The organism is Microbacterium sp. PAMC22086 (assembly GCF_019443525.1).
GTDB lineage: Bacteria > Actinomycetota > Actinomycetes > Actinomycetales > Microbacteriaceae > Microbacterium > Microbacterium maritypicum.
In genome coordinates this window covers 2,457,650-2,472,276 of the sequence record NZ_CP080380.1, presented here as the reverse complement: position 1 = coordinate 2,472,276, position 14,627 = coordinate 2,457,650, and the positions used below count along the sequence as shown (strand labels likewise).

Here is a 14,627-nt window from a genome sequence, read left to right as displayed (position 1 = left end):
CCTTGCGCGGTCGGGCCGCGGGAGGCGGAAAGGACGAGGCTCAGCCTAGTACGCCGGAGCACCGCGGGTGAGGCCCCGACTTCTCGCGCGACCGTTACCGTTTCGTGACGAGAATGTTCGATCCGGGGAGCACTCCTCGTCATCTGCAGGTAACACGATCCTCCTATCGTCCCCAGGACGACAGCCTTCCGGTCGACAGGAGCAGCATGAAGGACACCACATCGCCGCCGAGCGACATCCTGGTCGTCGGAGCGGGGATGGCGGCGCACCGCTTCGTCGAGAGTCTGCTCCGCGACCCCGGTGCGGCCGTGCGGGTCACCGTGATCGGCGATGAAACCCACGGTCCGTACGACAGGTCCGCCCTGGTCGATATCCTCTCCGGGCGCGATGCCGCGGAGCTTTGGCTCGATCGCTCCGTTTTCCGCGACGATCGCGTGCGCCTGATCCGTGATGATCGTGTGCTGCACATCGACAGGTCGGCACGCACGGTCCGTACGCGCTCACGGCGCACGTACCCGTACGACGTGCTGGTGTTGGCCACGGGGTCTTTCGCAGCGCGTGCAGCCGTGTCGGGAGCACGTCTTCCCGGGTGCTTCGTGCTGCGCACGATCGAGGATGCGGAATCGGTGAGGGAGTTCGTCGACACGCGATCCCGCCGCCTCGGTCGTCCGCTGCGCGGCGTCGTGATCGGCGGGGGACTGCACGGTGTCGAGACCGCCCTCGCGCTCAACGAGGCGGGTGTGGGCACGACGCTCGTGCAGTACGCGGACCGCCTGCTGCCGGCGATGCTGGACGGCGACGGCGCCGGTGTGCTGCAGGAGGGCCTCGAAGCGCGCGGCATCGCGGTGCGGACCCGAACCAGGACGACCCGCCTCGACGCCGACGACTCGGGTGCCGTCACGGCGCTGGAGTTCCAGGACGGCACCTTCCAACGCGCCGATGTCGTGGTCTTCACGGTCGGCGTGCGGCCACGGGACGAACTCGCGCGCAACGCCGGGCTCGACGTGCACCCGCTCGGCGGCGTGATCGTCGACGAGGGTTGCGCCACGTCCGATCCGCGCATCCTCGCGATCGGAGAGGTCGCGAGCTTCGACGGGCGCGGCATCGATGCGGCCCCAGCAGCGCGCGCCATGGCGGAAGCGGCGGCGTCGCAGCTGCGCGGGGGAGCGGGACGCTTCTTCGGGCACGTGGACGGCGTGCATCACACCGTCGCCGGAATAGACGTCGTGAGTTTCGGGGAGTCGCAGCCCCACACCGCAGACCGGATCGAGGTCGTCACCGATCGTCGTCGTGGCGCAGGCGTGTACCGCAAGGTCGTTCTCACGGACGACGCGCGCACGCTCCTCGGCGCCGTTCTGGTGGGCGACACGAGTGGTCATGCCTCGCTTCGCCGGCTCGTCGGTGTCGCGTCGCGAGGGCGGCTGGCGGACGAGCTGCGCCGGACGACGCACGACGAAGACGCCGCGGTCTGCATCCACATCGGCATGTCACCGCGGGCGCTTCTCACGGCGCTCCGAGGGGAGGGGCTGCTCACCTTCAGTGGCGTCGGCACGCGCTTCGGTCGGGAGCCGGGGTGCGAGCGGTGCACGCTGGCCGTGGCTCGCGCCCTCACTTCGCTCGCCGGAGAGCCGATCCCGCAGCGCACGCCTCACCGGCAGGAAGAGAGCGAGCGGCCGGAGGAGCACGTCCGAGCCGACACGACTCGTGCCGTGGTCTCGCCGGTGGCAGGAGGAGCCCCTACACCCGAGCAGCTCATCGGCATCGGACGCATCGCGCAGGATCTCGGCCTGCACCCGCGGATCATCCGCTCACGGATCGAGTTGCAGGGAGTGGGGCGGAACCAGCTCCCCGCGCTCCGGGACCGGCTGAGCGCTGCGGGGCTCGCATGCCGCACACCCCTCCTCGACAGTGGAATGCGGATCTCCGAGGAACCGCTGCCACTGACGGAAGAGGGCGCGTCGGCTGCAGGGAGGGGCTCCGAGGAGCCGCGCCGGGAACGGGGCGCGACCGAGGCGATCGGATGGGGCGAGCGACAACGGGACGGTGCGCGGCATCGCCGTTCCCCGCTCCGTGCGGACAGCCCCGCATGAGGACTGGGCCTTCGGGGGCGCGCCCGGTCCTCGCAGGATGCAGAATCATCGTCTCGGTCGCCACGAGGGCCGCGGACGCCTCTCTCGCCGCGAGTCGTGCGGCCGACATCGACGACCTCGAACGTGCACTCCGCGCGGGGGGAGCGGATGTGACGCGGGTGCCAGGGCGTCGTGAGGCGGCTCCGTCTCCGACCGTGCTTCGCCGTGCCGTGCATCGCGCGGGCTTCGGCGGTGCCGACGCGGTGCTCTTCACCGCGTCCGCCGCCTCATGGGTCGGGGCGGCGGTGAGCACAGAGACCCTCGACGCGAATCGCCGAAGGGCCGAAGCGGGGCGGTTGCTCCTGATCGCGATGGACGAGGAGGAGGCGGGTCGGCTTCGGGCCGCCCGCCTGCCCGTGCGATACGTCGCGCCGTCAGCGCCCGGAGGACTGACGAGCTGTGTCCTGTCGCACTATCGAAGCGGAGCACGATCGCTTCTCACCGAGCTCGGGCGTCTCGACGTGCGTAGCGGTGGTGTTGTGCTCGACGGGTGCTTCATCCCCCTGCCCCGTGGAGCCGCCGGAGTGATCGAGGCACTCTTCCTCGCTCGTGGACGGGTGCTGTCGAGGGCGGAGCTGGCGAGGATGCTCCCCGGCGGCGAACGCAGCGGTCATGCGGTGGAGGCCGCCGTCGCCCGACTGCGTGAGGCGCTGGGCGGGATCGACCTCGTCCAGACCGTCGTCAAGCGGGGCTATCGCCTCGCCGTGATCGAGCCGTGAGCCGGGGAGAACGGTAAGCGCAGCGGCGGAGGGCTCTGCCGATCACTCGGCGGGCGCGTCCGAGGGGACGGGTGCGGGGGTCTCCGTCGGCGCCTCGGTCGGAGCGGTGGACGGCTCGACGGACGGCGTGGGGGTGGGCTCCGGTTCCGGGGCCGTGACCTGGGCGTGCACGACCTGGCTGCCGATCGCCGCGACCACGATGAGGCTGCCGACGATGGCGGCGATCGTGTTGTCGCGGACACGACGGCGGATCTGCCCCTCGTGCCACTGGGTGCGCGCGGCGTGCAGTCGTGCGCGCTCCGCCGACGTGCGCGACTGTGCGTTCTTCGAACCGCGTGCGGCCATGCCCTGGTCTCCCATCCGAACGCCGCTCCACGGCGTCGCCTGAGAGCCTACCGGGAGGGCGGAGGTTCGCCGAAGTGTCGGAGACCGCCGTTAGCCTGGGATGATGACGTCCCCTGCCGCGCTGCTCTCCGGGCAGACGCCCCTCGCCGTGCGCATGCGCCCTGTTTCCCTCGCCGAGGTCGCCGGGCAGCGTCATCTGCTGCGCGCCGGCTCTCCGATCGTCGCCCTCGCCGATCCCGAGGCGACCGCGCCCGGGGCCGTGTCGATCATCCTGTGGGGCCCGCCGGGCACCGGGAAGACGACGCTCGCGCAGGCCATCGCCCGCTCGTCGGGTCGTCGCTTCGTCGAGCTCTCCGCGATCACCGCCGGGGTGAAGGACGTGCGCGAGGTCATGCAGGAGGCCGTGACGCAGCGCGACCTCTACGGGCAGACGACGATCCTCTTCCTCGACGAGATCCATCGCTTCACGAAGGCGCAGCAGGACGCGCTCCTTCCCGGTGTCGAGAACGGCTGGGTGATCCTGATCGCCGCGACCACCGAGAACCCGTCGTTCTCGGTGATCTCGCCGCTGCTCTCGCGTTCGCTGCTGCTGACGCTGCAACCCCTCACCGACGACGACATCGGTCTGCTCGTCGACAGGGCGGTGACCGACGCCCGCGGACTCAACGGAGCAGTCGCCCTCAGCGATGAGGCCCGGTCGGCCCTCGTCCGGCTCGCTTCGGGTGATGCCCGTCGCGCCCTCACGGGTCTGGAGGCGGGCGCCGCGGTTGCGCTGTCCCACGCGACGGCCGCCGAGGCGGACGCCGAAGACGCGGCCGAGAGCCAGGGCGTGCCGGAGGTGTCCGCCGACGACATCTCGCAGGCGGTCGACAAGGCGCTGCTGCGCTATGACCGACAGGGCGACGAGCACTACGACGTCATCAGCGCGTTCATCAAGTCGATCAGGGGCTCCGACCCCGACGCCGCGCTGCACTATCTCGCCCGCATGATCGAGGCGGGCGAGGACCCGCGCTTCATCGCCCGGCGTCTGGTGATCTCCGCGTCCGAAGACGTCGGCCTCGCCGACCCGCAGGCCCTCGCCATCGCGGTCGCCGCTGCCGACGCCGTGGCGTTCATCGGCATGCCGGAAGGGCGCATCCCCCTCGCCGAAGCGACGGTCTACCTGGCGACCACCGCCAAGTCGAATGCGGCCTACGTGGGCATCGACGCGGCCATCGCCGACATCCGTGCCGGCGGTTTCGGCCGGGTGCCGCTGCACCTGCGGGATGCGCACTACCCGGGGGCCAAGCGCCTCGGGCACGGTCGGGGATACGTCTATTCGCACGACAGCGAGTTTGGGATCGTGCCGCAGCAGTATCTGCCCGATGAGCTCGACGGGCGGCACTACTACGAGCCGAAGAACCTCGGGGCGGAGCGCGACATCGGGGCGCGACTCGAGCGCATCCGCCGCATCCTCGGCGACCGCTGACCCTGCCGATCGGGTGGAGAACCGCGATCTGTTAGACTTGATCGGCTCGAAACCGAGTTTTCGGGCATCTCCTCGTTCACACCACACCTTGCTGGCGCCCCGGCGTGCGCTCGAAGGCAGAACGCGGACGATACGTCCGTGAGTCGTGAAAGACGCGACCACGTCATCGGAAGGAAAACTTCGTGACCACGAAGTCCCAGGACCGCCGCAAGGTGCGTCTCAGCCGCGCCCTCGGCGTCGCTCTCACCCCGAAGGCCGCCCGCTACCTCGAGAAGCGTCCCTACGCTCCGGGTGAGCACGGCCGCACCAAGCGCAAGGCAGACAGCGACTACGCCGTCCGTCTGCGTGAGAAGCAGCGTCTTCGCGAGCAGTACGGCATCCGCGAGAAGCAGATGCGCAACACCTTCAACGAGGCTCGTCGTCAGGACGGTCTGACCGGTGAGAACCTGGTCGAGCTGCTCGAGATGCGTCTCGACGCTCTCGTCGTGCGTTCGGGCTTCGCCCGCACCACCGCGCAGGCTCGCCAGCTCGTCGTGCACCGTCACATCCTGGTCGACGGACAGCTCGTCGACCGCCCGTCGTTCCGCGTGAAGCCGGGTCAGCTCATCCACGTCAAGGCCAAGAGCGAGGGCACCGAGCCCTTCCAGGTGGCAGCAGCCGGCGGTCACGCCGAGGTTCTGCCCCCCGTTCCGGGCTACCTCGAGGTCGAGCTCGACAAGCTCCAGTCGCGTCTGGTTCGTCGTCCGAAGCGCGCCGAGGTCCCCGTGACCTGTGAAGTGCAGCTCGTCGTCGAGTACTACGCAGCTCGCTGATCCAGCGATAGAGCAATCAGGCAGGAGGCGTCGGGATTCCCGACGCCTCCTGTCGTTTCCGCATACGATGGTGACACCGCGCCTTCGCGGGTCAATGGCAAGGATGACGTCATGAAGAGCATGCAGTGGTTCCTGATCGGTGTGATCGGCGGCTTCGTCGCCGCGCACTTCATGAATAAGGACCCCCGCGGCCACGACATCCTGGCCGAGGTCGATGCCCGCATCAACGGGTTCACCGCGATCATCGGCGACGCCTACCGCGAGCAGGAGGCACGGCTCACGGAGCCGGGCAAGAACTGAACCATCGCCGCGCTTCGGCGCAGCATCTTCACGCAAGGACACCCGGCACCCCATGAAAACTGCGGAGATCGCGCAGCGTTACCTCGACTTCTTCGAGAAGAACGACCACCTCATCGTCCCCTCTGCCTCCCTGGTCAGCGACGACCCGTCTCTGCTGTTCACGGTGGCCGGAATGGTGCCGATGATCCCGTACCTCACCGGCATCGTGCCCGCGCCTCATCCGCGCATCGCCGACGTGCAGAAGTGCATCCGCACCAACGACATCGAAGAGGTGGGGCGCACGGCGCGCCACGGCACGTTCTTCCAGATGCTGGGCAACTGGTCGTTCGGCGACTACTTCAAAGAAGGCGCGATCCGGTACGCCTGGGAGCTGCTCACCAGCTCCGAGTCGGACGGCGGCCTCGGTTTCGATGAGAAGGACCTCTGGGTCACGGTCTATGAGACCGACGACGAGGCTGAAGCGATCTGGCGCGACATCATCGGTTTGAAGCCCGAGCGCATCCAGCGCCTCGGACGCGCGGACAACTACTGGAACACCGGCCAGCCCGGGCCCGGCGGTCCCGACTCGGAGATCTTCTTCGACCGCGGTCCCGCCTATGGCAAGGACGGCGGTCCCGCCGTCGACGACTCGAGGTTCCTGGAGATCTGGAACCTCGTGTTCATGCAGGACTTCATCGAGAACATCCGCGGCAAGACGGAGTTCGACATCGTCGGCGAGCTGCCGATGAAGAACATCGACACCGGCATGGGGCTCGAGCGCGTCGCGTTCATCAAGCAGGGCGTCGAGAACATGTACGAGTCGGACCAGGTGCGTCCGGTGCTCGACCGCGCGATCGAGCTGTCCGGCCGCTCCTACGGCGCCCAGCACGAGGACGACGTGCGCTTCCGCGTGGTCGCCGACCATGTGCGCTCCTCGCTCATGCTCCTCTCCGATGGCGTGCGCCCCTCCAATGAAGGACGCGGGTACATCCTGCGCCGTCTGATGCGCCGCACGGTCAGGGCGATGCGTCTGCTCGGCGTCGACGAGCCCGTGTTCCCCGAGCTGTTCGCCGCCTCGCGCGACGCGATGAAGTCGGCGTACCCGGTGCTCGAGAAGGACTGGTCCGTCCTGTCGTCGTCCGCCTTCGCCGAGGAGGAGACGTTCCGTCGCACTCTCGTCGCCGGTTCGACGATCCTCGACCTCGCGCTCGACGAGACCAGGAAGGGCGGCGGGAAGACGCTCAGCGGACCCGAGGCCTTCCTGCTGCACGACACCTACGGCTTCCCGATCGACCTCACCCTCGAGGTCGCGGAGGAAGCGGGCCTCGATGTCGACCGTGCCGCTTTCGACACGCTCATGCAGGAGCAGCGCCAGCGTGCCAAGGACGACGCCCGCAACCGCAAGCGGCAGCTCGCCGACGTGTCGGTCTACCGTGAGCTGCGTGCCCTGGGCGAGACCGGATTCGACGGCTACACCGCGCTGGAGGTCGAGTCGCGTGTGCTCGGGCTCCTCGTCGACGGTGCGCCGGTGCGCAGCGCATCCGAGGGCCAGATCGCCGAGGTCGTGCTCGCCGAGACGACGCTGTACGCGGAGTCCGGTGGACAGGTGGCCGACAAGGGCGCCATCGTCGGTCCCGGTTACGCGCTCGAGGTGATCGATGTGCAGAAGCCGGTGCCCGGCCTGATCAGCCACACCGTCGAGGTCACGCGCGGAACCGTCGCCGTCGATGACATCGCCACGACGGTCGTGGACGCCGCGAACCGTCGTGCCGCGCGTCAGGCGCACTCGGCCACGCACCTCGTGCACGCCGCGCTCCGCGACACGCTCGGTCCGACCGCAACGCAGGCGGGCTCGTTGAACCGCGCCGGCTACATGCGCTTCGACTTCTCCTGGTCGCAGGCCCTCTCGGCCGACACCCGCAGCGAGATCGAGGAGATCACGAACCGCGCGGTGCAGGAATCCCTCGAGGTGACCACGCGCATCGTCTCGCTCGACGAGGCCAAGGAAGCCGGAGCCATGGCTCTGTTCGGCGAGAAGTACGGCGACGTCGTGCGCATGGTCGACATCGGCGGTCCCTGGTCGCGAGAGCTCTGCGCCGGCACGCACGTGAGCACGAGCGCGGAGATCGGTCTGGTGAGCCTGGTCGGAGAGTCCTCCGTCGGAGCCTCCAACCGACGTATCGAGGCGCTCGTCGGTGCCGACGCCTTCCGTGAGCTGGCGGCGGAGCGGGCGATCGTCTCGCAGCTCACCAGCTCGCTGAAGACCCCGCGTGAGCAGCTTCCCGAGCGCATCGCCGATCTCACGGCGAGCCTGAAGGCGGCGGAGAAGCGCATCGCGCAGTTCGAGGCGAAGGAGCGCGCCGGCCAGGTTCCCTCCATCGTCGAGGCGGCGACGCGCGTCGGGGCGTTCCGCCTCGCGGCGCAGAACCTCGGCGATGTCGCCTCCGCGGATGATGTGCGCGACCTCGTGAATGGCGTCCGCGATCGTCTGGGTTCGGACGCTGCGGTCGTGGCATTGGGGGCCGTGGTCAACGGTCGCCCGGTCGTGGTCGTGGCCACCAACGATGCGGCACGTGCGGCGGGCGCGAAGGCGGGGGCGCTGGCGAAGCGCGCCGCAGGCGTGCTCGGTGGCGGTGGCGGCGGTCGCGACGATGTCGCGCAGGGTGGTGGCGCGGATGCCGCGGCCCTTCCCGCAGCGCTCGAGGCCATCTCACAGGAGCTGCACAGCGCGTGAGCGGCTTCCGCCGCGGTGTGCGGCTCGGCATCGATGTCGGCAGGGCGAGAGTCGGTGTCGCACGCTGCGATCCTGACGGGATGCTCGCCGTCCCGGTCGAGACCGTGCCGCGGGATGACCTATCGATCGATCGCCTCGTGCAGATCGCGGGGGAGTACGACCCCCTGGAATTCGTGGTCGGCCTCCCCGTGAACATGCAGGGTGCCGACACGGCATCGACCACGGACGCGCGGGAGTTCGCCGCTGCCCTTCACACGAGAAGCGGTGTTCCCGTGCGGCTGGTGGACGAGCGTCTCAGCACCGTGAGCGCCCACGCCGCTCTGCGTAGCTCGGGGAGATCTCAGAAGAACTCTCGTAGCATTGTGGATCAGGTCGCCGCCGTGGTGCTTCTGCAGCAGGCGATCGACATGGAGAAGAGCACCGGAAACCCGGCCGGTGCCACCATCTCGCCCGACGAGGAGCACGCCTGACGATGTCTGAACGCGACAGCGCCACCCCCCGGAACGACCCCGATTCCCGCCTGGGCGACCTGTTCGAGAATCTGCCCGATCCCACGAGACAGATCCCGACCGTCGACACCAGCGCCCCCGCGCCGGGGTCGCGCCGCGCCGCTCGTGAGGCCGCTGCCGGCGAGGGGAGCGCGACACCGGTCAGGGGAACGGACGGCACACCCGCTGAGCCTTCGCCCGTTCCGGTGCGTGCCTCGGCCGACGACGCGGTCGCCTCGGATGCGGAGGGTCCCTCTCCGACTCCGGTGCGCGCATCGGCCGACGCCGCAGACACCCCGACCCGCGCCATGCCGCAGGTCGCGCCCGCTGTCATGCCGGCGCCCGCGACCGATGCGCCGGAACCGGTGATCGGCGGAGGACTCGACGATCTCTTCGCTCCGCACGACGACCACGTCCAGGCGAAGCCGAAGAAGAAGAAGCGCCGCAAGGGATGCCTGATCGCACTGATCATCGTGCTCGCGGTCTTCGGCGGTATCGCCGCAGGTGGCGCCTGGGCATGGAGCACCTACGGTGACAAGATCAGCGGCGCCCTGGGGTGGGGCGAGTCGAAGGACTACGAGCCGGGCCTCGCGAACGGTGAGGCTCTCGTCACCATCAAGCAGGGCGACACGGGTGGGCCGGTGTCCACCGCGCTCTACGAAGCCGGTGTGACCAAGACCGAAGACGTCTTCTACGACTACATCGTCGACGAGAACCTCGCGGTCACGTTCTATCCGGGCGTGTACCGCCTGCAGAAGAAGATGACGGCGGAGGCCGCGCTCGCGGCGCTCAAGGACGATGCCAACAAGATGGCGAACGCCGTCTCGGTCGCCGAGGGCGGCACGATCGTGTCGTCGCTGCCCGATATGGCGGAGACTCTCGGGCTTCCGCTGGCCGACTTCGAGGCGGCCGTCCAGGACCCCATGGCCTATGGCGTGGACGCGTCGAGCCTGGAGGGCTGGCTCTTCCCCGCGGTGTACGAGTTCGATCCGGGAGTCACCGCGCCCCAGGTCATCCAGCGCATGGTCGATCGCACCCGCGAGTCGCTGAGTGCAGCCGGTGTGCCCGACGCCGATGCCGAACGCATCCTCACGATCGCCTCCATCATCCAGCGCGAGGGGCGTCTCGAGGACTTCCCGAAGGTGTCGCGGGTCATCCAGAACCGTCTCGACATCGACATGAAGCTGCAGATGGACTCCACCGCGCAGTACGGGTACGGATCCCTGCACGAAGGCGTCGTGTCGAGCTCCAAGGAAGCCCTCGAGGACGACAACGACTGGAACACCTACGTACGCACCGGTCTTCCCGCGACACCCATCGCCAGCCCGAGCGATGCCGCCATCAAGGCGGCGATGCAGCCCGCAGACGGTCCGTGGCTGTACTTCGTCACGATCAACCTCGCGACCGGGGAGACGCTGTTCACCCAGACGCTGGCCGAGCACGAGCAGGGGATCGAGAAGTGGCGCGAGTGGTGCCGGGCGAACCCCGATGGCGGCTGCTGAGACGGTGACGCGCTCTCGATTGGCGGTCTGGGGCGACCCGATCGCGCATTCCAAGTCCCCGGATCTGCATGCCGCCGCCTACCGCGTGCTCGGACTCGACTGGGAGTACGGACGACGCCAGGTGTCGGCCGACGACTTCGCGCCGGTGTTCGCTCAGCTCGACGACACCTGGCGCGGTCTCTCGCTGACGATGCCGCTGAAGGAACAGGCATTCCGTGCCGCGGCGACGCGGGATCGTCACGCGGAGCTCACCGGTGCCGTCAACACGCTGCTGATGGGGGAGCACCCCGCCGGGTTCAACACCGACGTGGGCGGGATCGTCGATGCCCTCGCCGAAGCGCGGGTCACCGACGTCGACCGCGTGCGGATACTCGGCGCCGGGGCCACCGCAGCGTCGGCGCTGGTCGCCGCCTCCGAGATCGGCGCGACACGCGCCGACGTGCGGGCGCGGCGTCCCGCGCCCGCGGCCGCACTGGCGGAGCTGGGGGAGAGGCTCAGCATGGTCGTCGATGTCCGATCCTTCGACGCGCCGTCGGAGACCGTCGAGCTGACCTTGGCGACCCTGCCCAGCGGAACCACGCTCCCCGCCGACACGGCGACGGCACTCGCTGCACAGGGTGGGGTGCTCTTCGACGCCGCCTACGCACCGTGGCCGTCTGCCCTCGCAGCGCGATGGGCCGACGGCGCCACGATCTCCGGGCTCGGGATGCTGCTGCACCAGGCGGTGCGCCAGATCCGTATCTTCCTGCACGGTGATCCCGCCGCCGAACTGCCGGATGAGGTCGCCGTGATCGCGGCGATGCGTGCCGCCATCTGACTCGATCGGCGTCGACGACGAAACGCGGCGCGGCGGGGGTGCGAACCCGTGGGAGACTGGAGCAATGCTCCGCGTGCTCACGGCCGGCGAATCGCACGGCCCAGAACTCATCGCCGTCATGGAGGGTCTGCCCTCCGGCGTCCCTGTGTCGTCCGAGGCCATCCAGGCCGACCTCTCTCGCCGCAAGCTCGGCTACGGCCGGGGTTCGCGGATGAAGTTCGAGCAGGACGAGCTGACGATCTCCGGCGGTGTGCGCCACGGCAAGAGCCTCGGCAGCCCGATCGCCCTGCGCATCGGCAACACCGAGTGGCCGAAGTGGATCGAGGTCATGAACCCCGAGCCGGTCGAGCTCACCGACAGGTCCCGCGGACGCAGCGCTCCTCTCACGCGCCCGCGCCCGGGGCACGCCGACCTCGTGGGCATGCAGAAGTACGACTTCGACGAGGCACGTCCGATCCTCGAGCGTGCGAGCGCCCGTGAGACGGCGGCTCGCGTGGCTCTCGGCGCGATCGCCCGCTCGTTCCTCGGCGAACTCGGCATCCGTCTCGTCAGCCACACGCTCTCGATCGGTCCGGTACGCGTGCCTGAAGGCTCGCCTCTGCCCACCCCGGACGACGTGGACGCGCTCGACGCCGATCCGTTGCGCTGCTTCGACGCAGCCACCTCTGCACTGATGGTCGCCGAGGTCGACGATGCGAAGAAGGACGGCGACACGCTCGGTGGCATCGTCGAGGTTCTCGCCTACGGGCTGCCCCCGGGGCTCGGCTCGCACGTGCACTGGGACCGCCGCCTCGACGCACGTCTCGCGCAAGCGCTCATGAGCATCCAGGCGATCAAGGGCGTCGAGGTCGGCGACGGCTTCGAGACCACGCGTCGTCGCGGTTCGGCGGCGCACGACGAGCTCTTCGCCACCGCCGACGGCATCACCCGCGGCTCCGACAGGGCCGGCGGGACCGAGGGCGGCATGTCGACCGGCACCGTGCTGCGTGTGCGCGCCGGGATGAAGCCGATCGCCACCGTCCCGCATGCCCTGCGCACGATCGACGTCGCGACCGGAGACGACGCCACGGCCCACCACCAGCGCTCCGACGTGTGCGCCGTGCCGGCAGCCGGCGTCGTCGCCGAAGCGATGGTCGCGGTCGAGCTGGCCAACGCCGTGCTGGAGAAGTTCGGCGGCGACAGCATCCGCGAGACGCGTCGCAATCTCGACGGCTACCTGGCCGGCATCCCGGCCGAGCTGCGCACGACCCCTGCGTCCGAGGCGGCGCTCATCGCGCATGACGAGCGCGGCTGATCCGCTGACGCTGGTGCTGGTGGGCCCGATGGCCGCCGGCAAGACCAGCGTCGGAAGACGCGTCGCGCGTCGGCTCGGCGTCGCCTTCATCGACACCGACAAGCGCATCGTCGCCGCGCACGGGCCGATCCCCGCCATCTTCGAGGAGCACGGGGAGGCGCATTTCCGCGCCCTCGAGTGCGCCGCCGTCGCCGAGGCGCTGTCCGAGGGCGGAGTGATCTCCCTCGGCGGTGGTGCCGTGACGGAGGCGGCCACGCGAGATCTGCTCGCGGAGCATCCGGTCGTGTTCCTGACCGTCAGTCCCGATGCGGTCGCCGACCGGCTGCGCGGCAGCAATCGCCCGCTGCTGGCGGGAGAGGATCCGCTGGAGCGGTGGCAGAAGATCTTCGAGGAGCGTCGGGGGTGGTACGCCGAGGTGTCATCGGCGACCTTCGACACCTCACGTCGTCCGATGCAGAAGATCGCGGACGAGATCGTGGCATGGAGGAGAGAGCAGCGATGAGCACGACGACCATCAACGTCACCGGAAACGACGCCTACGACATCACGATCGGACGGGGGATCCTCGATCGGGTCTCCGCCGCCGTCGCGCCGGGGGTGCGCAAGATCCTCGTCGTGCACCCGCCGACGCTCGCCGCACGAGCCGCGGAACTGCGTGATCGTCTTCTCGCCGACACCTCCGACGGGCCGCGCGATGTGCTGCTCGCCGAGATCCCGGATGCGGAGCAGGGCAAGCGCATCGAAGTCGCGGCCTTCTGCTGGCAGGTCATGGGTCAGGCTGATTTCACACGCAGCGACGCGGTCATCGGATACGGCGGCGGCTCTGTCACCGACCTCGCCGGTTTCGTGGCGGCCACCTGGCTCCGCGGCGTGCAGCTCATCCAGGTGCCGACCACGGTGCTCGGACTCGTCGACGCCGCCGTCGGAGGCAAGACCGGTGTGAACACGGCGGAGGGCAAGAACCTCGTCGGTGCCTTCTGGGCGCCGCGTGCGGTGATCGGCGACCTCGACGAGCTCGCCAGCCTCAGCCCGAACGAGGCGACGGCGGGCTTCGCCGAGGTCGTGAAGGCCGGGTTCATCTGGGCGCCGGAGATCCTCGACATCATCGAAGCAGACCCTGCTCGCGCTGTGGACCCCACGACCGAGGAGTTCCGTCGCGCCATCGAGCTCGCGATCGACATGAAGGCCAAGGTCGTGTCCGACGACTTCCGCGAGGCCGGCCTTCGCGAGATCCTCAACTACGGCCATACACTCGGCCACGCGATCGAGCACGCCGAGAGGTACCGCTGGCGTCACGGCGCCGCCATCTCGGTCGGGATGCTGTACGCCGCAGAGCTCTCCCGCCTCGCCGGCCGATTGTCCGACGACGCCGCCGAGCGCCACCGCACCGTCCTCGAGTCCTTGGGACTTCCCACCTCGTACCGTGCCGGTGCCTGGCCGCAGCTGCTCGCCACGATGCAGCGCGACAAGAAGAGCCGCGGCGGGATGCTGCGCTTCATCCTGCTCGACGACATCGCCAAGCCCACCGTGCTGCAGGCTCCGGATGAGTCGCTGCTGTTCGCGGCCTACCAGGAGGTCGGGGAGTGAGCCGGCGGATCCTCCTCGTCAACGGGCCGAACCTGAATCTCCTCGGCACCCGCGAGCCCGAGGTGTACGGCACCGCGACGCTCGCCGACGTGGAACGGATCACCGGTACGGCGGCGGCCGAGCTCGGCTTCGAGGTGCGTGCAGTGCAGAGCAATCACGAAGGGGTGCTGATCGACGCGATCCACGCCGCGCGGGACGACTGCGCGGCCATCGTGATCAACCCCGGGGGACTCACCCACACCTCGGTGGTGCTCCGCGACGCGCTCACCGGAGTGTCGCTGCCGTTCGCCGAGGTGCACATCTCCGACGTATACGCACGGGAGCAGTTCCGCCACCACTCGTACCTCGACGACGTCGCCGCCGTGCGCGTCGTCGGGCGCGGTGTCGACGGCTACGCGCACGCCGTGCGACAGCTCGCAGCACTCATCCCGTAGAATCGACTGTCGGTCTCGT

The 14,627-nt window shown here is 69.4% G+C and carries 14 protein-coding genes; 13 read left to right on the top strand and 1 reads right to left on the bottom strand.

The features are described 5' to 3' along the window. Positions 1-206 precede the first annotated feature (206 nt). Entirely contained in the window at positions 207-2,090 is a 1,884-nt protein-coding gene (locus KY497_RS12285; RefSeq protein ID WP_219869153.1) for an NAD(P)/FAD-dependent oxidoreductase, read from the top strand. After that, complete coding sequence (locus KY497_RS12280; RefSeq protein WP_219869152.1) at positions 2,087-2,848, top strand: winged helix-turn-helix domain-containing protein; 762 nt, start codon at positions 2,087-2,089, stop codon at positions 2,846-2,848. The genes KY497_RS12285 and KY497_RS12280 overlap by 4 nt, the downstream gene beginning before the upstream one ends. 42 nt (positions 2,849-2,890) lie before the next feature. Here the strand turns inward: KY497_RS12280 and KY497_RS12275 are convergent, their stop codons facing one another. Further along, positions 2,891-3,193, bottom strand: coding sequence for a hypothetical protein (locus KY497_RS12275; protein WP_229778900.1), 303 nt, complete (start codon positions 3,191-3,193; stop codon positions 2,891-2,893). Between the two features lie 100 nt (positions 3,194-3,293). Here KY497_RS12275 and KY497_RS12270 point away from each other — a divergent pair, with 100 nt between their 5' ends. From KY497_RS12270 to aroQ, 11 genes are all read left to right on the top strand, one after another. After that, entirely contained in the window at positions 3,294-4,661 is a 1,368-nt protein-coding gene (locus KY497_RS12270; RefSeq protein ID WP_373695248.1) for a replication-associated recombination protein A, read from the top strand. Positions 4,662-4,843: 182 nt separating this feature from the next. Then, positions 4,844-5,473 (top strand): 30S ribosomal protein S4, encoded by a 630-nt coding sequence (gene rpsD / locus KY497_RS12265; RefSeq protein ID WP_017830546.1) that lies wholly within the window; start codon positions 4,844-4,846, stop codon positions 5,471-5,473. A gap of 111 nt (positions 5,474-5,584) precedes the next feature. After that, complete coding sequence (locus KY497_RS12260) at positions 5,585-5,773, top strand: hypothetical protein (protein WP_017830547.1); 189 nt, start codon at positions 5,585-5,587, stop codon at positions 5,771-5,773. A 52-nt stretch (positions 5,774-5,825) separates the two neighbouring features. Continuing rightward, a complete protein-coding gene (gene alaS, locus KY497_RS12255; RefSeq protein WP_141386756.1) occupies positions 5,826-8,486 on the top strand; it encodes an alanine--tRNA ligase in 2,661 nt (886 codons plus the stop codon). Further along, positions 8,483-8,956, top strand: coding sequence for a Holliday junction resolvase RuvX (gene ruvX / locus KY497_RS12250; protein WP_141386755.1), 474 nt, complete (start codon positions 8,483-8,485; stop codon positions 8,954-8,956). The genes alaS and ruvX overlap by 4 nt, the downstream gene beginning before the upstream one ends. A gap of 2 nt (positions 8,957-8,958) precedes the next feature. After that, on the top strand, positions 8,959-10,476 hold the full coding sequence (mltG, locus tag KY497_RS12245; RefSeq protein WP_141386754.1) for an endolytic transglycosylase MltG: 1,518 nt from the start codon (positions 8,959-8,961) through the stop codon (positions 10,474-10,476). Beyond that, complete coding sequence (locus tag KY497_RS12240) at positions 10,463-11,293, top strand: shikimate dehydrogenase (protein ID WP_141386753.1); 831 nt, start codon at positions 10,463-10,465, stop codon at positions 11,291-11,293. The genes mltG and KY497_RS12240 overlap by 14 nt, the downstream gene beginning before the upstream one ends. A gap of 64 nt (positions 11,294-11,357) precedes the next feature. Beyond that, positions 11,358-12,587, top strand: a complete 1,230-nt coding sequence (gene aroC, locus KY497_RS12235; protein WP_219869151.1) for a chorismate synthase — start codon at positions 11,358-11,360, stop codon at positions 12,585-12,587. Further along, a complete protein-coding gene (locus KY497_RS12230; protein WP_219869150.1) occupies positions 12,571-13,089 on the top strand; it encodes a shikimate kinase in 519 nt (172 codons plus the stop codon). The genes aroC and KY497_RS12230 overlap by 17 nt, the downstream gene beginning before the upstream one ends. Then, entirely contained in the window at positions 13,086-14,174 is a 1,089-nt protein-coding gene (gene aroB / locus KY497_RS12225) for a 3-dehydroquinate synthase (protein ID WP_141386751.1), read from the top strand. The genes KY497_RS12230 and aroB overlap by 4 nt, the downstream gene beginning before the upstream one ends. Further along, positions 14,171-14,608: a type II 3-dehydroquinate dehydratase gene (aroQ, locus tag KY497_RS12220; protein WP_055872490.1), complete on the top strand. Its 438-nt coding sequence runs from the start codon at positions 14,171-14,173 to the stop codon at positions 14,606-14,608. The genes aroB and aroQ overlap by 4 nt, the downstream gene beginning before the upstream one ends. Positions 14,609-14,627 lie beyond the last annotated feature (19 nt).

Excerpts from the sequence above, each read along its gene's own strand:
- KY497_RS12285 (WP_219869153.1), top strand. The coding sequence starts at position 207 with ATGAAGGACACCACATCGCCGCCGAGCGACATCCTGGTCGTCGGAGCG.
- KY497_RS12280 (WP_219869152.1), top strand. The coding sequence starts at position 2,087 with ATGAGGACTGGGCCTTCGGGGGCGCGCCCGGTCCTCGCAGGATGCAGA.
- KY497_RS12275 (WP_229778900.1), bottom strand. The coding sequence starts at position 3,193 with ATGGCCGCACGCGGTTCGAAGAACGCACAGTCGCGCACGTCGGCGGAG.
- KY497_RS12270 (WP_373695248.1), top strand. The coding sequence starts at position 3,294 with ATGATGACGTCCCCTGCCGCGCTGCTCTCCGGGCAGACGCCCCTCGCC.
- KY497_RS12260 (WP_017830547.1), top strand. The coding sequence starts at position 5,585 with ATGAAGAGCATGCAGTGGTTCCTGATCGGTGTGATCGGCGGCTTCGTC.
- alaS (WP_141386756.1), top strand. The coding sequence starts at position 5,826 with ATGAAAACTGCGGAGATCGCGCAGCGTTACCTCGACTTCTTCGAGAAG.
- mltG (WP_141386754.1), top strand. The coding sequence starts at position 8,959 with ATGTCTGAACGCGACAGCGCCACCCCCCGGAACGACCCCGATTCCCGC.
- KY497_RS12240 (WP_141386753.1), top strand. The coding sequence starts at position 10,463 with ATGGCGGCTGCTGAGACGGTGACGCGCTCTCGATTGGCGGTCTGGGGC.
- aroC (WP_219869151.1), top strand. The coding sequence starts at position 11,358 with ATGCTCCGCGTGCTCACGGCCGGCGAATCGCACGGCCCAGAACTCATC.
- KY497_RS12230 (WP_219869150.1), top strand. The coding sequence starts at position 12,571 with ATGACGAGCGCGGCTGATCCGCTGACGCTGGTGCTGGTGGGCCCGATG.
- aroB (WP_141386751.1), top strand. The coding sequence starts at position 13,086 with ATGAGCACGACGACCATCAACGTCACCGGAAACGACGCCTACGACATC.